The sequence below is a fragment of the Allobosea sp. LjRoot9 genome (assembly GCF_964252745.1).
In the GTDB taxonomy this organism is placed as follows: Bacteria; Pseudomonadota; Alphaproteobacteria; order Rhizobiales; family Beijerinckiaceae; genus Allobosea.
On sequence record NZ_CAXUPC020000002.1, the window covers coordinates 340,812 to 363,440 of the forward strand.

Annotated in this window: 23 protein-coding genes; 21 read left to right on the forward strand and 2 right to left on the reverse strand. The window is 66.1% G+C overall.

Features of this window, described 5'->3' with window-relative positions; genetic code table 11:
• Nucleotides 1-708 (reverse strand): GntR family transcriptional regulator, encoded by a 708-nt coding sequence (locus ACSQ3P_RS10155; protein ID WP_436165472.1) that lies wholly within the window; start codon nucleotides 706-708, stop codon nucleotides 1-3.
• A gap of 243 nt (nucleotides 709-951) precedes the next feature.
• On the opposite strand from ACSQ3P_RS10155, the gene ACSQ3P_RS10160 reads away from it, so the two are divergent.
• The 9 genes from ACSQ3P_RS10160 to glnT all read left to right on the forward strand — a co-directional run bounded on the left by ACSQ3P_RS10160 (nucleotide 952) and on the right by glnT (nucleotide 9,747).
• On the forward strand, nucleotides 952-1,773 hold the full coding sequence (locus ACSQ3P_RS10160; RefSeq protein WP_436166226.1) for an ABC transporter substrate-binding protein: 822 nt from the start codon (nucleotides 952-954) through the stop codon (nucleotides 1,771-1,773).
• A gap of 90 nt (nucleotides 1,774-1,863) precedes the next feature.
• Nucleotides 1,864-2,559, forward strand: coding sequence for an amino acid ABC transporter permease (locus ACSQ3P_RS10165; RefSeq protein ID WP_436165473.1), 696 nt, complete (start codon nucleotides 1,864-1,866; stop codon nucleotides 2,557-2,559).
• 29 nt (nucleotides 2,560-2,588) lie between these two features.
• A complete protein-coding gene (locus ACSQ3P_RS10170; RefSeq protein WP_436166227.1) occupies nucleotides 2,589-3,320 on the forward strand; it encodes an amino acid ABC transporter ATP-binding protein in 732 nt (243 codons plus the stop codon).
• Between the two features lie 48 nt (nucleotides 3,321-3,368).
• Nucleotides 3,369-4,553, forward strand: a complete 1,185-nt coding sequence (locus ACSQ3P_RS10175) for an iron-containing alcohol dehydrogenase (RefSeq protein WP_436165474.1) — start codon at nucleotides 3,369-3,371, stop codon at nucleotides 4,551-4,553.
• Nucleotides 4,554-4,696: 143 nt separating this feature from the next.
• Nucleotides 4,697-5,350 (forward strand): helix-turn-helix domain-containing protein, encoded by a 654-nt coding sequence (locus tag ACSQ3P_RS10180; RefSeq protein WP_436165475.1) that lies wholly within the window; start codon nucleotides 4,697-4,699, stop codon nucleotides 5,348-5,350.
• A 76-nt stretch (nucleotides 5,351-5,426) separates the two neighbouring features.
• Nucleotides 5,427-6,317 (forward strand): class II glutamine amidotransferase, encoded by an 891-nt coding sequence (locus ACSQ3P_RS10185; protein WP_436165476.1) that lies wholly within the window; start codon nucleotides 5,427-5,429, stop codon nucleotides 6,315-6,317.
• Nucleotides 6,317-7,006: a protein glxC gene (locus tag ACSQ3P_RS10190; protein ID WP_436165477.1), complete on the forward strand. Its 690-nt coding sequence runs from the start codon at nucleotides 6,317-6,319 to the stop codon at nucleotides 7,004-7,006. Before ACSQ3P_RS10185 ends, ACSQ3P_RS10190 begins: the two co-directional genes overlap by 1 nt.
• A 56-nt stretch (nucleotides 7,007-7,062) precedes the next feature.
• Entirely contained in the window at nucleotides 7,063-8,388 is a 1,326-nt protein-coding gene (locus tag ACSQ3P_RS10195) for an FMN-binding glutamate synthase family protein (RefSeq protein WP_311915937.1), read from the forward strand.
• A 60-nt stretch (nucleotides 8,389-8,448) separates the two neighbouring features.
• Nucleotides 8,449-9,747, forward strand: coding sequence for a type III glutamate--ammonia ligase (gene glnT, locus ACSQ3P_RS10200; protein ID WP_436165478.1), 1,299 nt, complete (start codon nucleotides 8,449-8,451; stop codon nucleotides 9,745-9,747).
• A gap of 136 nt (nucleotides 9,748-9,883) precedes the next feature.
• Here glnT and ACSQ3P_RS10205 read toward each other — a convergent pair whose 3' ends face one another.
• Nucleotides 9,884-10,798: a LysR family transcriptional regulator gene (locus ACSQ3P_RS10205; protein WP_436165479.1), complete on the reverse strand. Its 915-nt coding sequence runs from the start codon at nucleotides 10,796-10,798 to the stop codon at nucleotides 9,884-9,886.
• 106 nt (nucleotides 10,799-10,904) lie between these two features.
• On the opposite strand from ACSQ3P_RS10205, the gene ACSQ3P_RS10210 reads away from it, so the two are divergent.
• The 12 genes from ACSQ3P_RS10210 to ACSQ3P_RS10265 all read left to right on the forward strand — a co-directional run bounded on the left by ACSQ3P_RS10210 (nucleotide 10,905) and on the right by ACSQ3P_RS10265 (nucleotide 22,517).
• Nucleotides 10,905-11,279, forward strand: coding sequence for a Dabb family protein (locus ACSQ3P_RS10210; protein ID WP_436165480.1), 375 nt, complete (start codon nucleotides 10,905-10,907; stop codon nucleotides 11,277-11,279).
• Nucleotides 11,280-11,321: 42 nt separating this feature from the next.
• Complete coding sequence (locus ACSQ3P_RS10215; RefSeq protein WP_436165481.1) at nucleotides 11,322-12,410, forward strand: maleylacetate reductase; 1,089 nt, start codon at nucleotides 11,322-11,324, stop codon at nucleotides 12,408-12,410.
• Nucleotides 12,411-12,413: 3 nt separating this feature from the next.
• Entirely contained in the window at nucleotides 12,414-13,778 is a 1,365-nt protein-coding gene (locus ACSQ3P_RS10220) for an amidohydrolase family protein (protein WP_436165482.1), read from the forward strand.
• Complete coding sequence (locus ACSQ3P_RS10225; protein WP_436165483.1) at nucleotides 13,775-14,707, forward strand: NAD(P)-dependent oxidoreductase; 933 nt, start codon at nucleotides 13,775-13,777, stop codon at nucleotides 14,705-14,707. The genes ACSQ3P_RS10220 and ACSQ3P_RS10225 overlap by 4 nt, the downstream gene beginning before the upstream one ends.
• The gene (locus ACSQ3P_RS10230; RefSeq protein WP_436165484.1) at nucleotides 14,704-15,591 is read left to right on the forward strand and encodes an intradiol ring-cleavage dioxygenase; all 888 of its coding nucleotides are present in this window, start codon (nucleotides 14,704-14,706) and stop codon (nucleotides 15,589-15,591) included. The genes ACSQ3P_RS10225 and ACSQ3P_RS10230 overlap by 4 nt, the downstream gene beginning before the upstream one ends.
• 64 nt (nucleotides 15,592-15,655) lie before the next feature.
• The gene (locus tag ACSQ3P_RS10235) at nucleotides 15,656-17,077 is read left to right on the forward strand and encodes an FAD-linked oxidase C-terminal domain-containing protein (protein ID WP_436165485.1); all 1,422 of its coding nucleotides are present in this window, start codon (nucleotides 15,656-15,658) and stop codon (nucleotides 17,075-17,077) included.
• 5 nt (nucleotides 17,078-17,082) lie between these two features.
• Nucleotides 17,083-18,630 carry a sugar ABC transporter ATP-binding protein gene (locus tag ACSQ3P_RS10240; RefSeq protein ID WP_436166228.1) on the forward strand — a complete coding sequence of 516 codons (1,548 nt, stop codon included), beginning with the start codon at nucleotides 17,083-17,085 and terminating at the stop codon, nucleotides 18,628-18,630.
• Nucleotides 18,623-19,576 carry an ABC transporter permease gene (locus tag ACSQ3P_RS10245; protein WP_436165486.1) on the forward strand — a complete coding sequence of 318 codons (954 nt, stop codon included), beginning with the start codon at nucleotides 18,623-18,625 and terminating at the stop codon, nucleotides 19,574-19,576. Before ACSQ3P_RS10240 ends, ACSQ3P_RS10245 begins: the two co-directional genes overlap by 8 nt.
• Nucleotides 19,573-20,547 carry an ABC transporter permease gene (locus ACSQ3P_RS10250; protein ID WP_436165487.1) on the forward strand — a complete coding sequence of 325 codons (975 nt, stop codon included), beginning with the start codon at nucleotides 19,573-19,575 and terminating at the stop codon, nucleotides 20,545-20,547. Before ACSQ3P_RS10245 ends, ACSQ3P_RS10250 begins: the two co-directional genes overlap by 4 nt.
• Before the next feature lie 41 nt (nucleotides 20,548-20,588).
• Nucleotides 20,589-21,563: a sugar ABC transporter substrate-binding protein gene (locus ACSQ3P_RS10255; RefSeq protein WP_436165488.1), complete on the forward strand. Its 975-nt coding sequence runs from the start codon at nucleotides 20,589-20,591 to the stop codon at nucleotides 21,561-21,563.
• Between the two features lie 69 nt (nucleotides 21,564-21,632).
• Nucleotides 21,633-21,920, forward strand: coding sequence for a YciI family protein (locus ACSQ3P_RS10260; protein ID WP_436165489.1), 288 nt, complete (start codon nucleotides 21,633-21,635; stop codon nucleotides 21,918-21,920).
• Nucleotides 21,921-21,953: 33 nt separating this feature from the next.
• A complete protein-coding gene (locus ACSQ3P_RS10265) occupies nucleotides 21,954-22,517 on the forward strand; it encodes an NADPH-dependent FMN reductase (protein ID WP_436165490.1) in 564 nt (187 codons plus the stop codon).
• The last annotated feature ends 112 nt before the right edge of the window (nucleotides 22,518-22,629 follow it).

The following is a 22,629-nucleotide window of genomic DNA, read 5'->3' on the forward strand; positions in this document are numbered from 1 at the left end:
TCAGGTCGCGTCCGCTTGCTCCGAGAGCAAGCCCTGCTCCGAAAGCAAGCCCTGGGCGATCGACGAGGCGTTGCGGACATGCGTCAGCGCCGCATTATAGGCCGCCTCACCGTCGCCGGCCCGGATCGCGTCGACGATGTTCTGCATCTGCCTGGGACCCTCGACATTGCGCCCCGTCGTCTTGATCGTCATCGAGCGCAGATAATTGATGCGCACGGTGATGGAGCTGACGATACCCCAGGCGATGTCCTTGCCGGAGGCTGCAAACAACAGGCGATAGAATTCTGTCGTCTCGGAAAGGACCGTCGACATCGCATTCTCGGCATAGGCCGCGCGGATGTTCGCAAGCCGACTTTCGAGCGTTGCGACGACGCCAGGCTGCTGGTTTTCCGCGCAGGCCCGGGCCGCGATACCTTCGAGCACGCCGCGAATCTCGTAGATCTGCTTGGCTTCATCCGGCGTGGTCTTGGCCACGATCGGACCGCGATTGGGAAGCGTCGCGACGAGCCCTTCCGATTCGAGATGGCGCAAAACCTCGCGGACGATGGTCCGGCTGACCCCGAGTTGCTCGCACAGATCGCGCTCGACAAGTCGCGCGCCCGGCTTGAAGCGCATGTCGAGGATGGCTTCGCGCATCTTTTCTAGAGTCAATTCACGAAGGGTCTTCCCCGGACGATCGACCAGCATCGGCCGCTCAGTCGAATTCATCGGTCGTTCTTCCTGTTTCTACGACAGTTGCCCGATCAGGACACAGAAGACAACAGCCCATTCGCCTGTGCTCCCTCGCCTGATTTATGGGCATGGCCCTGCCTGATTTTTCCCTGGTCAACCAGATTGTGGCGTCAAATCTGGTATGCCATAATACAGAATACCAGCTTGAAGATGGAGCGACAAATGGCCTTCTGGAGATTTGCCGTGCCTTGCGGGCGCAATCCCCGCAAAGCGATCCGCATGATCGGGCTCGCAGGCCTGATGGCTCTGGTCGCCCTTCCAGCCGCGCAGGCCCAGGCGCAAGGCTGCACGCCGAAGATCGCCGGAAATCTCCTGACCAAGGCCGGACATTTCGTCATGGCCACCAGCCCGACCTTGCCGCCGATGGCCTATGCGGATCAGAAGGGCGTGCTGAAGGGCATGCGGGTCGAGCTTGGATACGAGATCGCCAAGCGCCTCTGCCTGACGCCGGACTATATCAGCACGGAATATGCCGCGATGGTGCCGGGCCTGCAGGGCGGCCGCTGGGACATGATCAATGCCGGCCTCTTCGTCACGCCCGAGCGCCTGAAGATTCTCTACATGATCCCCTATGAGAACCTCGCGATCAGCATCTCGACACCGACCCAGGCGGGCAAGCCGATCACGGCGGTCGACGACCTCGCCGGCAAGCGGGTCAGCACCGATCTCGGCGGCTATGCCGAACGCAAGATCCGCGACCTGAACAAGGAGTTCAAATCGCGCGGGCTCACCGAGATGACCATCAATCTCTTCGACAACTACGCCACGGTCTATCAGGCCCTGCGCGCCGGGCAGGTCGATGCGGCGGTCTCGATCGACCCCGTCGCCAAGCAATATCAGGAGCGTGGCGAGTTCACCCATGCGCTCAGCGGCATGTTCCCGACGCCGGGCTCACTCTCCTTCGGCCAGAAGGCCATCGCCGATGCTGTGGCCCAGGCGCTGAAGGAGATGGAGGCCGACGGCTCGTTGGCCAAGCTGATGTCCGACTATGGCGTCGGCCAAATCGAGGGCGGCGTCCGCGTGCTGGGGCGCGACAGCTAGCCGACACCGCCCCTGCCTTCAAGACCACCCTGCCCTGGCGCATGCCCGGGCGTCCCATGTCCGATTTCGACCATCTGCCGGGAGATCTGCGTGAAAGGCTGGAACTGGGGCGGCTTCTTCGAATATCTGACGAACGAATACATGCTCGAAGGCGCGCTGATTACGCTCGGCCTGACGGTCTTCTCGATGCTGTTCGGATTGATCCTGGGCTTCCTCGTCGCGCTGATGCGCATGTCGAAGCATAAGGTCCTGTCGGCGCCGGCCTATTTCTACACCTGGATCATGCGCGGCACGCCGCTCCTGGTGCAGCTCATCATCATCTATACCGGCCTGCCGCAGCTCGGCATCCGCTTCTCGGTGCTCGAATCCACGCTGATCGGCCTGACCCTCAACGAGGCGGCCTATCTCTCCGAGATCGTGCGCGCCGGCATCTCGGCGGTGCCGCGCGGGCAGGTCAATGCGGCGCGCGCCATCGGCATGCGCGAATTCCAGGTCATGCGCTATGTCGTGGCGCCGCAGGCCTTCCGGATCATCATCCCGCCCTTGGGCAATTCGGTGAACGGCATCCTCAAGACCACCTCGATCGCCTCGATCATTTCCATGGAAGAGCTGCTGCGCCGCACGCAGGTGCTGATCCAGGAAAAGTTCCTGGTGCTCGAGCTCTTCATCGTCGCGGCGCTCTACTACCTCGTGATGACCACGGCCTGGGAGTTCATCCAGCGCCGGATCGAAAAACGCCTCGGCCGCGCCTTCGACGTACAGGCCACCGTGACCGAGCAGCGATGAGAACCCGCATCATGCAGCAGCCGAACGCCATGATCGAAGTCCGCGCCGTCAACAAATGGTATGGCGACAGCTTCCACGTCCTGAAGAATTGCAGCCTGGCGGTCGGGAAGGGAGAGGTTGTCGTGGTCTGCGGCCCCTCCGGCTCCGGCAAATCGACCCTGATCAAATGCGTCAACGGGCTGGAGAGCGTCAGGGATGGCGACATCCTGATCGATGGCGTGAAGGCGACTGATCCGGACACCGACATGCCCAGGCTGCGGGCGCGGGTGGGGATGGTCTTCCAGCATTTCGAGCTGTTCCCGCATATGACCGTGATGGAAAACCTCTGCATCGGGCAGGAGAAGGTACTGGGACGCTCCCCCTCCGAGGCCAGGGAGAAGGCACTCTCCCTGCTCGAACGCGTCGGGCTGACGGACCATGCGCGGAAATACCCGATCCAGCTCTCGGGCGGCCAGCAGCAGCGCGTCGCCATCGCGCGTGCGCTCGCCATGGACCCGATCGCGATGCTGTTCGACGAGCCGACCTCCGCGCTTGACCCGGAGATGATCAACGAGGTTCTCGACGTCATGGTCGGGCTCGCCCAGGAGGGCATGACGATGATGGTCGTCACCCATGAAATGGGTTTCGCCCGCAAGGTCGCCGACAAGGTCGTCTTCATGGATCGCGGCGAGATCGTCGAGAACAGCGACACGGAACAGTTTTTCGCCGCCCCCGAGAGCGAGCGCGCGAAACAGTTCCTGTCGAAGATCCTCCCCCATTGAGCATTCGTCCCCATTGAGCATCCCTGTCGACGGGATGGCGAGGCGCAGATGATCAACCGCATCCTCACCCCTCGCGAGCTCATCGTCGGCGGCGGGTCGGTCGTACAGCTTCCCGCCCTGCTGCGGCGCCTTGGCGTCTCGCGGCCGCTGCTCGTCATCGACCCCGGCGTCCTCAAGCTCGGTCTGGCCGAGCCCGCGATCGCCGCCATGCGCGCCGCCGGAATCGATCTCGATATCTTCGCGGGCGTCATCGAGGATCCCACCGACGCCACAGTCGATCTCGCCGTGGAGCGGATACGCGGTAGCAACCGGGACAGCGTCATCGGCTTCGGCGGCGGCAGCGCCATCGACACGGGCAAGGCGGCCGCCATCGTTGCCAGCACCGGGGAAGCGGTCCACGCCCTGAAAGTTCCGCGCATCATCGATCTGAGCGTGATGCCCTTCATCGCGGTCCCGACGACAGCGGGGACAGGCAGCGAGGTGACGCGAGCCTGCGTGATCACGGGCACACAGCGACACGAGAAGATGCTGATCCTGGGAACGGCCGCCTTGCCGGCCGCCGCAATCGTCGATTTCGAGTTGACCCTGAGCTGCCCGTTCCGCGTCACGGTCGACACCGGGCTCGATGCGCTGACGCACGCTTTGGAAGCGATCATCAACCGCAACCGCAACGCCCATGCCGATGCGCTCGCTTCCTCGGCGCTGGCGCTGATCGGCGCCCATCTCGAAACGGCGGCAAGCGAGCCGGGAAACCGCGCAGCCCGCGAGGCCATGATGCTCGGGGCGACCCATGCGGGGCTTGCCGTCTCCAACACCTCGACGGCGCTGATCCATGGCCTCAGCCGCCCGATCGGCGCCTTCTTCCATGTCCCGCACGGCCTGTCGAACGCCATGCTGCTGCCGCTCGTCACTGCCTATTCCTTGTCGGCCGCACCGCGACAATACGCGGCCGCGGCGCGGGCGCTCGGCTGGGCGGCGGCTGGGGACAGCGACGAGCGCGCCGGCCGCGCGCTCGTCCAAAGCTTCATCGGGTTGAACGCACGGCTCAAGGTTCCGACGCCGCAGAGCTTTGGCATCGACGGGGAGCGCTACAAGGCACTGCTGCCGGAGATGGCGCGGCAGGCGCTCAGCTCCGGGACGCCGCAGAACAATCCACGCGTCCCGGATACCGATGACATCATTGAGCTTTACCGGAATGCCTGGGATGGCCGGGTTCCGGCTTTTTTTAGATGACGGTCGCTATCCCCTTCCCGATGCAGGCCGCTCCCACGCGATGCTCCGCCATCGGCGAAAGCCGGTCTTGCAGTGCGTTTCCCCCGCGCCGGCGGCGGTTGACTCGCCCCGGTCGATCCTGCTGTCTGCAGGCGAGCGCGACGATGCGCGGTTGGCAAGGGATGGTGCTGTCGTTGAGCGTCCAGGACAGTTCGACCGGCTCGGGAGCGCCGGGGGAGACACGCAAAACACTGGAGATCGCGCTCGGCCGTCAGATCCGCGCGATCCGGCGCTCGCATGATTTGTCGGTCGCCGATCTCGCGGCGGCCGCCGGGATCTCGGCCGGCATGCTGTCGAAGATCGAGAACGGGCAGATCTCGCCGTCGCTCAGCACGATCGCGGCCATCGCCGCCAGCGTCAACGTGCCGATCAGCGCGCTCTTTGCCGCCTTCGAGGAGAAGAGCGACTGCTCCTATGTGCCGGCCGGCAAGGGGGTCAATATCGAGCGGCGCGGCACCAAGGCCGGGCATGTCTATGAGCTTCTGGGCCATGCCCTTGGCGGCGACGTCGTAGTCGAACCCTACCTCATCACGCTGCGCGAGGACGCCTCGCCCTTCACCGGCTTCCAGCATGCCGGCGTCGAGTTCATCTACATGCTCAGCGGCGAGGTGGTCTATCGGCACGCCGAGGGACGCTATCGCTTGAAGCCGGGCGATGCGCTGCTGTTCGACTCCGGCGCGCTGCATGGGCCGGAGGAGTTCGTGCAATTGCCGATGACCTATCTGTCGATCATCGTCTATCCGCGCCAAGCGCTTTAGATTTCCTGATAAGAACTTTTGTTTCTTGACAGGATAGGCGCCCATGCTAGGACTCTCGCCATGACGGGAGGGTCACATGTGCGGGATCGTCGGCTTATTCATCAAGGCGCCGGAGCTTGAGCAAGATCTAGGCCGGCTCCTCTCGGGCATGCTCGAGACGATGAGCGATCGTGGGCCCGACAGTGCAGGCTTCGCCATCTACGGCGCGGACAAGGCCGACCTCGTCAAGCTGACGCTCAGCCATTCCGACCCTGCCGCGTTGGAGCGTATTGCCGGCGCGCTCGACGCCCATCTCGGCTATCCCGCGGAGCGGACGATCCGCTCCAACCACCTCATCGTCTCGGTCCGCCGCGCCGACGAGGAGCGCGCGCGTGCCTTTGCGACTGGTGCGGGCCTGCGCGTCGTCGGGGCCGGCAAGCGCATGGAGATCTTCAAGGAGGTCGGGCTTCCCATCCAGGTCGCGCAGCAGTTCGGCCTCTCCGGCATGTCCGGCACGCACGGCATCGGCCATACCCGCATGGCAACCGAATCCGCCGTGACCACCAATGGCGCCCATCCCTTCTCGACCGGGCGGGACCAATGCCTCGTCCATAACGGCTCGCTCTCGAACCACAACTCGGTGCGGCGCGAGCTGACGCGCGAGGGCCTGTCCTTCGAGACCGAGAATGACAGCGAGGTCGCGGCCGGCTACCTGACCTGGCGCATGCGCGAGGGTGCTTCGCTGCGCGAGGCGCTGGAGAACAGCCTCAAGGCGCTGGACGGCTTCTACACCTTCGTGGTCGGCACCGAGAACGGCTTTGCCGTGCTGCGCGACCCCGTCTCCTGCAAGCCGGCGGTGATGGCGGAGACCAAGGACTACGTCGCCTTCGGCTCGGAATACCGTGCGCTTGCCGGCCTGCCCGGCATCGAAAGCGCCCATATCTTCGAGCCTGAACCAGCCAAGGTCTACGCCTGGGAGCGCGCCTGATGCCTGTCGTCGACCTCGCAACGGTTCCGCTGCGTTCGCTGAACGCGGATCTGCACAAGCTGCCCCAGAATACCAATGAGACGCATTGGACGATCAAGAACCCCGGCGGCAAGCACGCTCTGGCGGTCGGGCTCGACGCGCCGGTGATCGTCGAGATCGAGGGGCATGTCGGCTATTACTGCGGCGGCATGAACAAGGAAGCCACGATCGTCGTCGCCGGCAATGCCGGGGTCGGCGTCGGCGAGAACATGATGTCGGGCGAAATCCGCATCAGGGGCGACGCCAGCCAGGCGGCTGGCGCCACCGGCCGGGGCGGCCTTCTCGTCATCGAGGGTGATGCCTCGGCCCGCTGCGGCATCTCGATGAAGGGCATCGACATCGTCGTGAAGGGATCGATCGGCCCGATGAGCGCCTTCATGGCGCAGGAGGGCAATCTCGTCGTGCTCGGCGATGCCGGCGAGGCGTTGGGCGATTCCATCTACGAGGCCAGGCTCTTCGTGCGCGGCGCGGTCAGGAGCCTCGGCGCCGATTGCGTGGAGAAGCCGATGGAGGCCGCCGACCGCACGGCGCTGGCAGGCGTCATCGCGCGCGCAGGCCTCAGCGACGACGTCTCTCCGGACGAGTTCAAGCTCTACGGCTCCGCCCGCACCCTCTACCATTTCCACGTCGACAACGCCTCGGCGTATTGAGCGAGCTCCCCATGACCGCGTCACTCAAGCCCATGCCGGCTGCACCGCATCTCGACATGCCGGCAACCGCGCAGACCACGCCGCGCTTCTCCGCAACCTTCGATCCGCACACGATCTCGGAGATCCAGCGCGCCGCCGCGACCGGCATCTACGACATCCGTGGCGGCGGAGCGAAGCGCAAGCTGCCGCATTTCGACGACCTGCTGTTCCTGGGCGCCTCGATCTCGCGCTACCCGCTCGAAGGCTATCGCGAGAAATGCGGCACCGATGTCGTGCTCGGCGCACGCTTCGCCAAGAAACCGATCCATCTGAAGATCCCGATCACGATCGCCGGAATGAGCTTCGGCGCCTTGTCGGGGCCGGCCAAGGAGGCACTCGGGCGCGGGGCGACGATCGTCGGCACCTCGACGACGACGGGCGATGGCGGCATGACGCCGGAGGAGCGCGGCCACTCGCAGACACTGGTCTACCAATACCTGCCCTCGCGCTACGGCATGAACCCGGACGATCTGCGCAAGGCCGACGCGATCGAGATCGTGATCGGCCAGGGCGCGAAGCCCGGCGGCGGCGGCATGCTGCTCGGCCAGAAGATTTCCCCGCGCGTCGCCAGGATGCGCAACCTGCCGGAAGGCATCGACCAGCGCTCGGCCTGCCGCCACCCGGACTGGACCGGGCCCGACGATCTCGAGATCAAGATTGAGGAGCTGCGCGAGATCACCGATTGGGAGAAGCCGATCTATGTGAAGGTCGGCGCGAGCCGGCCCTATTACGACACCGCGCTCGCCGTGAAATCCGGCGCCGATGTCGTGGTGCTCGACGGCATGCAGGGCGGCACGGCTGCGACGCAGGAGGTCTTCATCGAGAATGTCGGCCTGCCTATCCTGGCGGCCATCCGCCCGGCCGTGCAGGCGCTGCAGGATCTCGGCATGCATCGCAAGGTCCAGCTCATCGTCTCCGGCGGCATCAGAACCGGCGCCGACGTCGCCAAGGCGCTGGCGCTCGGCGCGGATGCGGTCGCGATCGGCACCGCAGCACTGATCGCGCTCGGCGACAATGATCCGCGGCTGGAGGCGGAATACGCCAAGCTCGGCACCACAGCCGGCGCTTATGACGACTGGCATGAGGGACGCGATCCCGCCGGCATCACGACGCAGGATCCCGAGCTCGCCGCACGTCTCGACCCGGTCAAGGCCGGGCGCAGATTGGCGAATTACCTCTCCGTCCTGGCGTTGGAAACGCAGACCATCGCGCGCGCCTGCGGCAAGAGCCATGTCCATAATCTGGAGCCGGAGGATCTCGTGGCGCTGACCGTGGAAGCCGCCGCCATGGCGCGCGTGCCGCTGGCCGGCACCAACTGGATTCCCGGCAGCGCCGGGTTCTGAAAGCCACAGACGGGGCCGTCCAACGAGGCGGCCCTTATCGTTTGAAGAATGGGGAACTGAATGACCGTCGATCTCGCGGCCGCCGCCAAGGAGCGCGGCATCAAGTATTTCTTGATCTCCTACACCGATCTGTTCGGCGTCCAGCGCGCAAAACTGGTTCCCGCCAGCGCCATCAACGGCATGGCGAAGAGCGGCGCGGGCTTTGCCGGTTTCGCGACCTGGCTCGACATGACGCCGGCCGACCCCGATCTCTTCGCCGTGCCCGACCCTGACAGCCTGATCCAGCTGCCCTGGAAGCCGGAGGTCGGCTGGCTTGCGGCCGATCTGTGGATGAACGGCAAGGAGGTCGCGCAAGCCCCGCGCAACCTGCTCAGGCGCCTGGCCAAGGACGCCGCCGCCCAGGGCTATACAATGAAGACCGGCGTCGAATGCGAGTTCTTCCTGACCACGCCCGACGGCCTCGAAGTCTGCGACAGCGCCGACAGGCAGACAAAACCCTGCTACGACCAGTCGGCCCTAATGCGCCAATACGATGTCATCGCCGAACTCTGCGACGCGATGCTGGCGCTCGGCTGGAAGCCCTATCAGAACGACCATGAGGACGCGAACGGCCAGTTCGAGATGAACTGGAATTTCGGCGACGTGCTCGTCACAGCCGACCGCCATTCCTTCTTCAAATACATGGCGAAATCGATCGCCGAGAAGCACGGCCTGCGGGCGACCTTCATGCCGAAGCCGTTCCTGAACCTGACCGGCAGCGGCTGCCACGCCCATGTTTCGGTCTGGAACGGCGAACGCAACCTGTTCGAGGATGAGGCCGGCGAGCTCGGCGTCTCGCAGCTCGGCTATCACTTCATCGGCGGCGTGATCCATTCGGCGGACGCGCTCTGCGCCTTGTTCAACCCGACGGTGAACTCCTACAAGCGCATCAATGCGCCGCGCACGACCTCCGGCGCGACCTGGTCGCCCAACACCGTGACCTATTCCGGCAACAACCGCACCCATATGATCCGCATCCCTGAGGGCGGTCGGTTCGAATTGCGACTGCCCGACGGCGCGGCCAACCCCTATCTCCTGCAAGCCGGCATCGTCGCCGCCGGCCTCGACGGCATCCGCAACAAGCGCGATCCCGGCAAGCGCCTCGACATCAACATGTACACGGACGGCCACCTGGTCGAGGGCGTCAAGAAGCTGCCGCTCAACATGCTCGACGCGCTGCGCGCGCTCGAAGCGTCGGAGGTCCTGAAGGAGGGCCTTGGCGCCTTCGTTCCCGCCTATCTCAAGCTCAAGCACCAGGAATGGAACGATTACGCACGCCATCTCACCCAGTGGGAACGTGACGTGACGCTCGACTGCTGAGGGCGGAGCGGCTTTCTCGGGCCGCTCCTCGTCATTCCTCTGGATGCCGGCGCTCTCGGAGACCATTTGGGAATTCCAGCTCTCGCCAGTCATCCCGGACGATCGCCGATCGTCAAGGGATCGGCTGGGGGAGTAGTCATGCCGACCATATCTGGCTGTCGGAGGTCGAGCGCACGTGGCTGACCAGGAATTCGTTGAAGACCCGGATCTTGGCCGGCAGGTGGTCGCGGTTCTGATAGGCGATGTTCATGGTCAACATCGGCAATTGCCAATCCAGCAGGACAGGCACGAGACGTCCAGCCTCGATGTCGGCCTGCACGATGTAGAGAGGCTGGATGAGGATGCCGAGCCCCGCGATCGCGGCCTGGCGGATCACCTGCCCGTCATTGCAGTCGAGGGCTCCGCTGATCCGCACGGTCCGTTCCGTATCTCCCTTGGTCAGGCGCAGCGAAAACGGATCGGCGGCGAGATTGTAGATCAGCATGTCGTGCTGGGCGAGGTCGGCAGGCGCTCTAGGGCGGCCTCGCTCCTCTAGATAGGTCGGAGAAGCCGCCAGCACGCGCCGCATCCGCCCGAGCCGCCGCACCATGATGTTGGTGTCGGGCTCGTGCAGTCGTGTGCGAATGGCGACATCGATTCCGGCCTCGATGAAGTCGAGATAGCGATTAGCGACGGCGATGTGGACGCTGAGCTTGGGGTATTGCTTGCGGAACGCCGGCAGCATCGGCGCCAGATAGATCGTCGCGAAGGACAGCGAACTGGTGACGCGCAGCACTCCCTGCGGCGCGAGCGTGTGTGCGTTCACGGCATCCTCTGCCTCGGCGAACTCGCTGAGCAATGCACTGCTGCGCTGATAGAAGGCCTGGCCCGCCTCCGTCAGCCAGAGGCGACGCGTATTGCGCTCGACGAGCCGGGCCGAAAGGCGTTCCTCCAGCGCGGCCAGGTGACGGCTGGCAGCGGCGTTGGACATGCCGAGCGCCTCTGCCGCGCGTGACAAGCTGCGCAGCTCCGCCGTCTTCACGAAGACCTCGATCTGCGTAAGCCGATCCATATTTCCGATTTCCGCAAAAGAGACTTCCTAAAACTCATCTTTATTTCCGAGTTTCGCAAGCCATAATTGGTTGCAACAAGAACGACCCTAGGTCGAGGAAACGCTTATGTCCGGTCCGATCCGCCACATCGTGATGTGGCGCTTGCGTGGTGACACGCCGCAGGAACGCATCGCCGCACGCGCCAAGGTGAAGTCCGCCTTCGAGGGGCTCAGGGGACGCATTGACGGCTTGACCCATGTCGAGATCGGTGTCGACGTCAGCGGTGTCGACTATGCCTGCGATGTCGTGTTGGTGAGCGAATTCAGCGATCGCGCCGCGCTGGAAGCCTATGCCACACATCCCGAGCATTTGCGGGTCCGGCAAGAACTTGCCGATCTGAGGATCGCGCGTTTTCAGGTCGACTATCTCGCCGATGGCGACGTGCCTGCCTTCGCCGAAAGTGATCTGCGTCGCCGCAGCGAGGTCGTTGCCGGCGAGTAAGCCGGCAACGCCTGATCAACGCTCTTTCACAGGGAGCCTCCGATGATCGAGACCTTCACCTATGAGGCTCTCCCGTCCCGGGTCCGCTTCGGCCGCGGCACGATCAGCGAGGTCGCCGCGGAGGTCGAGCGGCTCGGCGCCCGCCGGGCGCTGGTGCTGACGACGCCGCAGCAGGCGGATGCGGGCGAGCGTCTCGGTGCCTTGCTCGGCCCGAGTTTGGCCGGGTACTTCAACGACGCGACCATGCATACGCCGGTCGAGATCACCCAGCGCGCACTCGCCACGCTGCGCGAGACCGAGGCCGATTGTGTCGTCGCGCTCGGCGGCGGCTCCACCACCGGGCTCGGCAAGGCGCTGGCGCTGCGCACCGGCATTCCGCAGGTCGTCATCCCGACCACCTATGCCGGCTCGGAGATGACGCCGATCCTCGGCCAGACGGAAAGTGGCCGGAAGACGACGATCCGCTCGCTCGACGTGCTGCCCGAGACGGTGATCTACGATATCGAACTGACGCTCAGCCTGCCGCCGATGCTGTCGGCGACCTCGGGCGTCAACGCCATGGCCCATGCGGTCGAGGCGCTCTACGCCAGGGACCGCAATCCGATCATGTCCCTGATGGCGGAAGACGGCATCCGCGCGCTGTCCTCGGCCCTGCCGATCCTCGTCCACGAGCCGGCCAATATGGAGGCGCGCTCGAATGCACTCTACGGCGCCTGGCTCTGCGGCTGCTGCCTCGGCGCGGTCGGGATGGCGCTGCATCACAAGCTCTGCCACACGCTCGGCGGCAGCTTCGACCTGCCTCATGCCGAGACGCACACCGTCGTCCTGCCGCATGCGGTCGCCTACAACGCGCCGGCGGCGCCGGAGGCGATGGCGGCCATCAGCCGGGCGCTCGGCGCGCCGGATGCGGCGCAGGGCCTGTACGATCTGGTGCGCGCGCTTGGCGTGCCGCTTTCGCTGGCTGAGCTCGGCATGCCGGAAAGCGGCATCGAGACGGCGGCGGACATCGCCGTCGAGAATCCTTACTGGAATCCGCGCCCGACCACCCGCGACGGCATCCGCGACCTGATCGCCAATGCATTCGCCGGCGAGCGGCCCCGTGCCGCCCTGACCGAAGACGAGATGGCCTGAGCCATGGCCCGCCGCATCCTCATCTCAGGTGCCACCATCCTCTCGATGGACGCCGCCACGGGTGACCTGGCGAGGGGCGACATCCTCGTCACGGACGGGAAGATCGCCGCCATCGCGCCGCGCATCGAGGCCGGGGATGCCGAACAGGTCGACGCAACCGGACGGATCGCCGTGCCGGGCTTCGTCAACGCCCATATGCACAGCTGGCAGACAGGGCTTCGCGGGCTCGCGTCCGACTGGACCCTGCTCGAATATTTTCGCTGGGTCCATGCCGGGCTGGCCACTCTCTTCAAGCCGGAAGACATCGGCATCGCGACCTTCATGGGCGCGCTCGGCCAGATCGACGCCGGTACCACCACATTGGTCGACTGGTGCCACAACAATCCCACACCCGAGCATACGGATGCGGCGGTCGAGGCGTTGGCACAAAGTGGGATTCGCGCTGCCTTCTTCCACGGCTCGCCCAAGCCCGATCCGAAGCCCGGCGAGCCGCATTTCTCGGAAGTGCCGCATCCCCGCAGCGAGGTGGAGCGCCTGCGGCGCGGCCGCTTCGCTGGCGATGACGGGTTGCTGACGCTCGGCCTCGCCATCCTCGGCCCGCATTATGCGACGATGGAGGTCGCGCGGGCCGATTTCCGCCTCGCACGCGAATTCGGGCTCGTCGCCTCGATGCATCAGGGCGGCGGTGCGGCGAAGACACCGGGCGGATGGGAGACGTTGATCACTGAGGGGCTGGTCGGGCCCGGCATCAACATCGTGCATGGCAACGATCTCTCTGACGATCTGTTTGGCCGGCTGGTTGATCTCGGCGCCTCCTTCTCCGTCACGCCGGAGAACGAGATGACCCAGGGCCACGGCTTTCCGATCACCGGCCGGCTGCTGGCAAGCGGTGCGGCGCCGTCGCTGGGCGTCGATCTCGAATCCGTGCTCGCCGGTGACATGATGGGCGTCGCCCGCATCGCGCTCGGCATGCAGCGCGCGCTCGACAATGCCGAAAGCCGCCGGCAGACCGGCGCCATTCCGCCGACCTCGACCATCCGCGTCCGGCAGGCACTATCCTGGATCACCATCGAAGGCGCGCGCATGCTCGGCCTCGACCACCGGATCGGCTCGCTCGTCCCCGGCAAGCAGGCCGACATCACGCTGGTCGATGCGCGCGCACTCCATCTCCAGCCGGTGCACGACCCCGCCGCCACAGTCATTATGCAGGCCGGGCGCAGTGACATCGAGGCCGTGATGATCGCCGGCCGCTTCATGAAGAGGGACGGCCGGCTGCTGGCTGAAGGCTTGGACGGGAAGCTCACCCGTCTCGCCGCCTCCGGCACACGGATCGTCGAAGAGCTACGTCGCGGACAGCGGGCGGCTTGAGGACAGTGAAAATGACCGACACGCAAAGCATTGGCTGGATCGGGCTCGGCAAGATGGGGCTGCCCATCGCCACCCGCCTCGCTGCCGCCGCGCACGACATCGCGGGCTTCGACCGCGACCAGGAGCGCATCGCCGCGGCCTCCGAAGGCGGCGTCAGGCCCGCCGCCACGCTATCGGATGCGGCCAGGCGCGATATCGTCATCACCTCGCTCCCGGACGACAAGGCGCTCGCCGCTGTCGCGCTCTCGGGCGGGCTCTTCCCCGCGATGCGCAGGGGCGCGATCCTGGTCGAGACCTCGACCGTCAGCCCCACGATCTCAGCCGAGGTCGCGCAGGCGGCGGAGCGGCAAGGCGTCGCCTATCTGCGTGCGCCGGTCTCCGGCAACGCCGCGATCGCGCATACCGGCAACCTGACCTGCTTCGTCTCGGGGCCGCGCGCTGCCTTCGACATCTTCCTGCCGGTCGCGCAGGATTTTACGCGTGTCCAGAAGTACCTTGGCGAGGCCGAGGAGGCCCGCTTCGCCAAGCTCGCCGTCAACCTGATGATCGCGGTCTCGGCCGCGATGATGGGCGAGAGCGTGGTGCTCGCCCGCAAGGGCAACCTCGCCTGGCAGGACATCCTCGACGTGCTGACCAACAGCGCGGTCGGCTCACCCATGGTCCACTACAAAGCGAAAAGCCTGGAAACGCGCGACTTCTCGCCGACCTTCTCCTGCCGGCAGATGGCCAAGGACCTCGACCTGATCATCGGGGCCGGCCATGCGGCAGAGATGGCCATGCCGCTGGCGACGCTGACGCGGGAAACCTACGGCGCCCTGATCGGGCGCGGCGAAGGCGAAGCCGATTTCATTTCGACGGTGCGCCTCGCCGAATGGCTCGCCGGCCTCGGCGAACCCGACCTTGGCCAAAACGAAGGGAGGATCGAATGAGGAATTTCGATCAGAACAGTATCACCCAGGCCGTGCTCGAACGTGTCGCCGGTGCGCCCGACGCGCGCACCCGGCAGATCAGCGAAGCCCTCGTCCGCCATCTGCATGATTTCATCCGCGAGATCCGCCCGACACAGGCGGAATGGGAGCGTGGGATCGCCTTTCTGACGCAGACCGGGCAGATGTGCACCGGCACCCGCCAGGAATTCATCCTGCTCTCCGACACGCTCGGCGTCTCGATGCTGGTCGACGCGATCACCCATGACCATCAGCATGCCGTCACCGAAAGCACGGTCCTCGGTCCGTTCTATGTCGATGAGGCGCCAGAAGTCGCTCGCGGGAGTGACATCTCCGGCGACCTTCCCGGCGAGCCGATGTACGTCTCGGGTTCGATCGCCGCAGCTGACGGCGCGCCCTTGTCCGGCGCGATCGTCGATGTCTGGCATTCCGACGAGGACGGCTACTACGACGTCCAGCATTCGCACGACGGCTCCGAGCTTGTGGCACGGGCGCGCTTCCGTACCGATGCGCATGGCCGCTTCGATTTCTGGTCGATCAAGCCGGCCGCCTACCCAATCCCGCATGACGGACCGGTCGGGAAAATGCTGGAGGCGCAGGGGCGCCATCCCTGGCGCCCGGCGCATGTCCATTTCATGATCGAGGCCCCCGGGTACGAGAAGCTTGTCACCCACGTTTTCGTCGCCGGCGACCAGTACCTCGATTCCGATGCCGTGTTCGGCGTGAAGGATTCGCTGATCCGCGATTTCGAGATGCACCCGGCTGGGGCCGCCCCGGACGGCCGGATATTGGATCGGCCGTGGTGCCAACTGACCTACGACTTCCAGCTCAACCCAGCATCAGGGGCAGCATCCCGCGCGGTCTGACGCGCCGACCATCAACCGCAATCGAGAGAGCCCGGTCAGCGGGCCATTGCAGAGGGAGAAGACAATGTTGACCAGGCCGTCACCTGACGGGAGAGCCGCGGACATCGCGCTGACGCGGCTGAGCGAGACGCTCGGCTCGCGCGTCACCCGCGCGGCTGGCGTCCTCGCCGATCACGGCCGCAGCGAGGCCTATCATCCGCCCTGTCCGCCCGATCTCGTGACCTTTCCGGAAACGACGGAAGAGGTGCGAAGCATCGTGACGCTGTGCCGCGACCTGCGACTGCCGGTCGTGCCGTTCGGCGCCGGCACCTCGCTCGAAGGCAATGCCGGAGCGCCGCTGGGCGGCGTCTGCATCGACATGTCCCGCATGGACAAGGTGCTGGCGGCGAGCCCGGAGGACATGGATGTACGCGTCCAGCCCGGCATCACCCGCAAGCGGCTCAATGCGCAGTTGCGCGACACCGGGCTGTTCTTCCCGATCGATCCCGGCGCCGACGCCTCGATCGGCGGCATGGCCTCGACGCGCGCCTCGGGCACGATGGCGGTGCGCTACGGGACGATGAAGGACAATGTGCTGGGGATCGAAGCCGTGCTCGCCGATGGCCGCGTGATCCGCACCGCGCGGCGCGCCCGTAAATCCGCCGCCGGCTACGATCTGACCCGCCTGTTCGTCGGAGCGGAAGGCACGCTCGGGGTCATCACCGAGGTGACGCTGAAGCTGCATCCGCAGCCGGAAGCGATCTCCTCGGCCGTCTGCGCCTTCCCCGATCTCAAGGCGGCGGTCGACACGGCGATCGCCGTGATCCAGTCAGGCGTTCCGGTCGCACGCATCGAGCTGCTCGATGCGGTGATGATGCGCGGCATGAACCTGCACGCAAAACTCGGCCTGCCGGAAGCGCCGCATCTCTTCTTCGAGTTCCACGGTTCGAAGAGCTATGTCGCGGAGCAGGCCGAGACCGCGCAGGCGCTGGCCAGCGAATTCGGCGGACAGGGTTTTGCCTGGGCTACCACACCGGAGGAGCGCAGCCGTCTCTGGCAGGCCCGCGACAACACGCTCTATGCCGGGCTAGCCCTGCGGCCGGGTGCGCGCGCCCTCGTCACCGATGTCTGCGTGCCGATCTCGCGGCTCGCCGAATGCCTCGTCACGACCGTCGCCGACATCGCTGAGAGTGGCCTCATCGCCCCGGTCGTCGGCCATGTCGGCGACGGCAATTTTCATCTCCTCGTCTTGCACGACCCCGACAGCGCGGACGAGCTCGTGCGGGTCAAGGCGTTCAACGAGCGCCTCGTCAGGCGGGCAATCGCGCTGGACGGCACCTGCACCGGCGAACACGGCATCGGCCTCGGCAAGATCGATTTCCTCGAGCTGGAGCTGGGCGAGGCGGTCGACGCCATGCGCCTGGTGAAGCAGGCGCTCGATCCGCTGGGGATCATGAACCCCGGCAAGATCTTCCGCTCGCCCGCGCAGATGGGAGGCGTCTCATGAGCGCTATGACCGCGATGAAGCCCCGCTTCGAGGCGGCCTCCCCACCACCTGCCTCCGCCGCGGGCGTGCCGCTCTTCGAACTCAGGGGCATCTCCAAGACCTTCCCCGGGGTGAAGGCGCTCGACGACGTCTCCTTCGCCCTCTGGCCCGGCGAGGTGCACATGCTGCTCGGCGAGAACGGTGCCGGCAAATCCTCGCTGATGAAGGTGCTGTGTGGCGCCTATCAGGCTGATGCCGGCGAATATCTCCACAAGGGCGAGACGGTCGAGATCCGCTCGCCGGCCGATGCCCGCAAGCTCGGCATCGCCGTGATCTTCCAGGAGTTCTCGCTCGTCCCCTATCTCGACGTGGCGCAGAACATCTTCCTCGGCCGGGAATTCCCGTCCCGCTTCCCCGGCCTCGTCGACCGCCGGCGGCTCTACCGCGAGGCGCAGGCCGTGCTCGACCTGATCGGCCTCGATGTCGATCCGAGGACCAAGGTCCATACGCTCGGCGTCGCCCAGCAGCAGATGGTCGAGATCGGCAAGGCCCTGTCCCAGGACGCGCGCATCCTCGTCATGGACGAGCCGACCGCCGCGCTCTCCGATCGCGAGACCGAGCGCCTCTTCGCGGTGATGCGCCAGCTCCAGGCCAAGGGCGTTGCCATCGTCTACATTTCGCACCGCATGGCGGAGGTGTTCGCGCTCGGCGACCGCATCACCGTGCTGCGCGACGGCAAGCTCGTCGGCCGGGCGCGGCCGGGCGAGACCACGCCGGACGCGCTGGTGCGCATGATGGTCGGCCGCACTGTCGACATGAGCTATCCGCGCAACTTCGCGCAGCAGCCGGGCGAGGTCGTCCTCGAGGTCAAGGGCCTGTCGGCGAAGAACGGCATCCGCGACATCGATCTGACGGTGCGGGCCGGCGAGATCGTCGGGCTATGCGGCCTCGTCGGCTCCGGCCGGACCGAGGTCGCACGCGCCGTCTTCGGCGCCGACCAGGTCACGGCCGGCGAGGTGCGCATCTTCGGCCAGGCGAGGCGTGGCGGGCCCGACGCCGCCGTCCTCGCCGGTGTCGGCCTCATTCCGGAAAGCCGCAAGACGGAAGGCCTCGCGCTGATCCGCACGGTCGCCGACAACCTCGCCGTCGCCGGCCTGCCGAAACTGTTCCCGAACCGGCTGTTCTCGCCGCGCCGGGCGCAGCGCTCGGCCGAGGAGCTGATCAGGCGGCTACGGATCGCGACGCCGTCGCCGAACCAGAGCGTCGCGCTGCTCTCCGGCGGCAACCAGCAGAAGGTGGTGATCGGCAAATGGCTCGCCGCCGGCACCAGGCTGTTCATCTTCGACGAGCCGACCCGTGGCATCGATGTCGGCGCCAAATCCGAGATCTTCGCGCTGATCGACCAGCTCGTCGCCGACGGCGCCGCGGTGCTGATGATCTCCTCCGAGCAGGCCGAGATCGTCCATGTCTGCGACCGCGCCTACGTCATGCGCGGCAAGCGCCTCGTCGGCGAACTCTCCCGCTCCGAACTTTCCGAAGAGAATATCGTCCGAATGGGGATGCACCATGACTGATCAGGCGGTCTCCTCTGCTTCACCGCGCCTTCCCGCCGTGCCGGGCGTGGCCGTCGCGCTGGCCGGGCTCTCGCTGTTCTTTGCGCTGGCGAGCCCGGGCTTCATCACCGCTGGCAACCTCTCCAACGTGCTGGTGCAGTCGGTCATCCTGCTGCTGCTGGCCTTGCCGATGACGCTGATCATCATGACCGAGGGGCTCGACCTCTCCATGGGCGCGGTGCTGACCCTGGCCTCGCTCGTGCTGGCGCTGATCGTGGTCGCGACGCAGTCGCTGGCGCTTGGCTTGCTAGGCGCGCTTTGCGTCGGGCTCGCCTTCGGCCTCGTCAACGGCTGGCTGATCGCCGGGCTCTCGATCCCGCCCTTCGTCGCCACGCTGGGCACGCTCGGCGCGGCGCAGGGGCTCGCGCTCGTCGTCAGCGACGGCCAGAGCGTCGTCGGCATCCCGCGCTTCGTGCGGTTGGTCTATTCCGGCGACATCTTCGGCATTCCCACGCCGATCCTGATCGGCGCGGGCTTCTACGCGCTCTTCCACGTCCTGCTCTACCACACCCGCTTCGGCACCTATGTCTGCGCGCTCGGCGGCAACCGCGATGCGCTGACGCTGGCGGGCGTGGCCTGGAAGCGCCTGCTCGTCGCGGTCTACATGCTCGGCGGCGCCATGGCCGGCATCGCTGCCCTGCTGATGACCGCCCGCATCAACGCCGGCCACCCGACTGCGGCGATCGGCCTGGAGTTCGACGCCATCGCCGCGGTGGCGTTGGGCGGAACCTCCTTCGACAAGGGCAATGGTTGGCTCTTCGGCACGTTGCTCGGCGTGCTGACGGTCGGCGTGCTGCGCAACGGCCTCAACCTGATGGCCATCCCCTCCTCCGTCCAGGTCGCCTGCATCGGCGCCCTCGTCATCGCCGCTCTTCTCATCGACAGCCTGCGGAGCACAAGGTCATGAGCATTGCTACAGACGCCTCGGCCCGCGCGGCCGGCTTCCATCTCTCGCGCGAGACGCAGCAGCTCGCCTACCGGCTGGTGGCGGTCGCGCTGCTCTGCGCCGCCCTGAGCGTCGCGGCGGAAGCCTTCTTTACGGCGAACAACATCCTCAACGTGCTCAGGCAGGCGAGCCTGCTCTTCTTCCTGGCGTCGGGGCTGACGCTAGTGATCCTGACCGGCGGCCTCGATCTCTCGGTCGGCGCCAATATCGGCCTCTCCGCCTGCTTCGCGGCGACCGTGATCAAGGCGACCGGCTCGCCCGCTCTGGGCACTCTCGCCGGTCTTGCCACCGGTCTCGCCATCGGCATCTGCAACGGGCTGATGGTGGCCAAGCTTAGGATCCCATCCTTCATCGCCACCTACGGCATGCTCTGGGTGCTGCACGGCATCACCTATTACTACATGGCCGGCGAGACCATCCACGGCTTCCCGCCCGGCTTCCGGCAGATCGGCTCGGGCTATTTCCTCGGCGTGCCGATCCCGGTCTATCTGATGCTGGCCTTCCTGCTGGCGGGCACGATCTTCGCCCAACGCACGGTCTGGGGGCAGCAGATCTACGCCATCGGCGCCAACCCGGTCGCGGCGCGCCTCACCGGCATCCCGGTCGATCGCCGCCTGATCCTGGTCTACGCCTTCTCCGGCGCCATGGCGGGCGTGGCCTCGATCGTCTTCCTCGCCCGGCTGAACTCGGCCGAAGGCGATATCGGCGAGGCCATGACCCTGCCGGCCATTGCCGCGGCGCTCATCGGCGGCGCCTCGCTGTTCGGCGGCGTCGGCAGCGTGTTCGGCACCTTCATCGGCGCGCTGATCCTGACGCTGGTGCTGAACGGCATGAACCTGCTCGCGGTCAACGCCAATTGGCAGCCGCTGGTCACCGGGCTGATCGTCATCCTCGCCGTCTGGTTCGACATGGTCGGCCGTCGGCGCGCCTGAACCAAGCAACACAACCACAAAACCAAAGGGAGGGAACCACCATGTCAAAATCAAAGCTTCTGGCCGCAGCGCTGCCCGCCATCCTGATGTCCACTGCGGCGCTCGCCGCCGGCGAGACGATCGCGGTCTTCACCAAGAATCAGACCAACCCCTATTTCCAGACGGTGCGGATCGGCGCGGAGGTCGCAGCGAAGTCGCTCGGCGCCAAGGCGGTGCACTACATCCCGACCAAGCCCGACTCGATCCCCGAGCAGCTCAGCCAGGTCGAGGACGTGATCGTCAAGAAGCCGAGCGCCATCGTCTTCGTGCCCGTCGACTACAAGGCCATGGTGCCGGGCGTAGAACAGATCAACGACGCCAAGATCCCGATCGTCAACGTCACCGACCGCAGCGCCGGCGGCAAGTTCCTCGCCTTCGTCGGGGCCGACGACTACAGCCTCGGCTTGGAGACAGCGCGCTACCTGCTCAAGGCGATCGGCGGCAAGGGCAACGTGATCATCCTCGAGGGCGTCAAGGGCTCCCTGACCAATATCGACCGGGTGCGGGGCTTCAACGACGCGATCAAGGAATCGAAGGACGTCAAGCTGCTCGCCAGCCAGCCAGCCAACTACCAGCGCCTGCAGGGCCTGCAGGTGATGGAGAACCTGATGCAGTCCCACCCGCAGATCGACGGCGTGCTGGCCGCCAACGACGCGATGGCGATCGGCGCGATCGAGGCCCTCGACGGCGCCAACCGCAAGGCCAAGGTCGTCGGCATCAACGGCACGCAGGAAGCCGTGGACGCCATCAAGTCCGGCAAGCTGCTCGCCTCGGGCGATTATAACGGCTTCCTGCAAGGCTGCATCGGCACCCTGGTCGCGATCAGGGCCCTGCGCAACGAGCCCATCGTTACCGAAGTGGTGCTGAAGCCGACCGTGGTGAACGCCTCGAATTTCCAGCCCTACGATGTCCCGCTGGAAACGCGTAGCTGCCCAAGCTGGAGCGAGGCGGCCGCCCTGGCCAGCAAGCCGAACTGAATCCCTGGAACTGAATCTCAGCCATAGCGGCGGCCGGTGAACCACCCGGCCGCCACAGGAGCACATTGCATGCTGTTCGTGATCCATGCCCTCGACAAGCCGGGCGCGCTCGGCGCCCGGCTAGCCCATTACGACGCGCACAAGGCCTTCCTTTCCGACACCTCTGCGCTACAGGTCGAGATCGTGATGTCGGGCCCCCTGGTCGCCGACGACGGCTCGACCATGATCGGCAGCCTCTTCGTCGTGGAGGCCGCGGACCTTGTAGCCGTGGAGCGCTTCAATGCCGCCGATCCATTCCACGCCGCCGGCATCTGGGAGCGCGTCGCGATCACCGGCTTCATCAGGCGTCAGGGCTGAGCCCGACCAACCAAGCGTTTCAGGAGACAAGACATGACGAAGGATAGCCGCCCGATCCGAGTTGTCGGGATGTCCGGCAGCCTGCGGGCCGGGTCCTACAACACCGCCGCACTCAAGGCCGCGATCGCGCTGGCGCCCGAGGGAATGACGATCGAGACTGCGGAGATCGGCGACCTGCCACTCTACAACGATGATGTGCGTGTCGCAGGCTATCCGCCGGCGGTTCAGCGTTTGCGCGACCAGCTCTCGGGCGCTGACGCGATCCTGTTCGTGACGCCGGAGTACAACTACTCGATTTCGGGCGTCCTCAAGAATGCGATCGACTGGGCTTCGCGCCCGCCGAGCCAGCCTTTCGACAACAAGCCCGTGGCGATCATGGGCGCGAGCGGCGGCATTCTCGGCACGGCGCGGGCGCAGTACCATCTGCGGCAGATGCTCATCTTCCTCAACGCCTTCCCGCTCAACAAGCCGGAGGTGATGATCGGCCAGGCCTCGTCCAAGTTCGACGAGGAGGGCCGGCTCACCGACGAGGCGACGGCCGGCTTCATCCGCCACCTCCTGGAAGCGCTGCGAGACTGGCGCGACCGGTTGAGCTAAGGCCCCGCATCTGAACCCTGTCGAGGGTGCGATTGATCCAGCAACGCTGGTGGCGAGCCTTTCGGGAGAATGCCGCCGCGTGCCATGGATATCGCAGCGCCTATCAAGTGCG

Coding starts and splice junctions, on each gene's coding strand:
- ACSQ3P_RS10240 (WP_436166228.1), top strand. CDS start 17,083: ATGACCGCGATGAAGCCCCGCTTCGAGGCGGCCTCCCCACCACCTGCC.
- ACSQ3P_RS10195 (WP_311915937.1), top strand. CDS start 7,063: ATGCCGGCAACCGCGCAGACCACGCCGCGCTTCTCCGCAACCTTCGAT.
- ACSQ3P_RS10185 (WP_436165476.1), top strand. CDS start 5,427: ATGTGCGGGATCGTCGGCTTATTCATCAAGGCGCCGGAGCTTGAGCAA.
- ACSQ3P_RS10160 (WP_436166226.1), top strand. CDS start 952: ATGATCGGGCTCGCAGGCCTGATGGCTCTGGTCGCCCTTCCAGCCGCG.
- ACSQ3P_RS10255 (WP_436165488.1), top strand. CDS start 20,589: ATGTCAAAATCAAAGCTTCTGGCCGCAGCGCTGCCCGCCATCCTGATG.
- ACSQ3P_RS10230 (WP_436165484.1), top strand. CDS start 14,704: ATGAGGAATTTCGATCAGAACAGTATCACCCAGGCCGTGCTCGAACGT.
- glnT (WP_436165478.1), top strand. CDS start 8,449: ATGACCGTCGATCTCGCGGCCGCCGCCAAGGAGCGCGGCATCAAGTAT.
- ACSQ3P_RS10265 (WP_436165490.1), top strand. CDS start 21,954: ATGACGAAGGATAGCCGCCCGATCCGAGTTGTCGGGATGTCCGGCAGC.
- ACSQ3P_RS10235 (WP_436165485.1), top strand. CDS start 15,656: ATGTTGACCAGGCCGTCACCTGACGGGAGAGCCGCGGACATCGCGCTG.
- ACSQ3P_RS10220 (WP_436165482.1), top strand. CDS start 12,414: ATGGCCCGCCGCATCCTCATCTCAGGTGCCACCATCCTCTCGATGGAC.
- ACSQ3P_RS10190 (WP_436165477.1), top strand. CDS start 6,317: ATGCCTGTCGTCGACCTCGCAACGGTTCCGCTGCGTTCGCTGAACGCG.
- ACSQ3P_RS10180 (WP_436165475.1), top strand. CDS start 4,697: ATGCGCGGTTGGCAAGGGATGGTGCTGTCGTTGAGCGTCCAGGACAGT.
- ACSQ3P_RS10175 (WP_436165474.1), top strand. CDS start 3,369: ATGATCAACCGCATCCTCACCCCTCGCGAGCTCATCGTCGGCGGCGGG.
- ACSQ3P_RS10245 (WP_436165486.1), top strand. CDS start 18,623: ATGACTGATCAGGCGGTCTCCTCTGCTTCACCGCGCCTTCCCGCCGTG.
- ACSQ3P_RS10205 (WP_436165479.1), bottom strand. CDS start 10,798: ATGGATCGGCTTACGCAGATCGAGGTCTTCGTGAAGACGGCGGAGCTG.
- ACSQ3P_RS10250 (WP_436165487.1), top strand. CDS start 19,573: ATGAGCATTGCTACAGACGCCTCGGCCCGCGCGGCCGGCTTCCATCTC.
- ACSQ3P_RS10155 (WP_436165472.1), bottom strand. CDS start 708: ATGAATTCGACTGAGCGGCCGATGCTGGTCGATCGTCCGGGGAAGACC.
- ACSQ3P_RS10215 (WP_436165481.1), top strand. CDS start 11,322: ATGATCGAGACCTTCACCTATGAGGCTCTCCCGTCCCGGGTCCGCTTC.
- ACSQ3P_RS10210 (WP_436165480.1), top strand. CDS start 10,905: ATGTCCGGTCCGATCCGCCACATCGTGATGTGGCGCTTGCGTGGTGAC.
- ACSQ3P_RS10170 (WP_436166227.1), top strand. CDS start 2,589: ATGATCGAAGTCCGCGCCGTCAACAAATGGTATGGCGACAGCTTCCAC.
- ACSQ3P_RS10260 (WP_436165489.1), top strand. CDS start 21,633: ATGCTGTTCGTGATCCATGCCCTCGACAAGCCGGGCGCGCTCGGCGCC.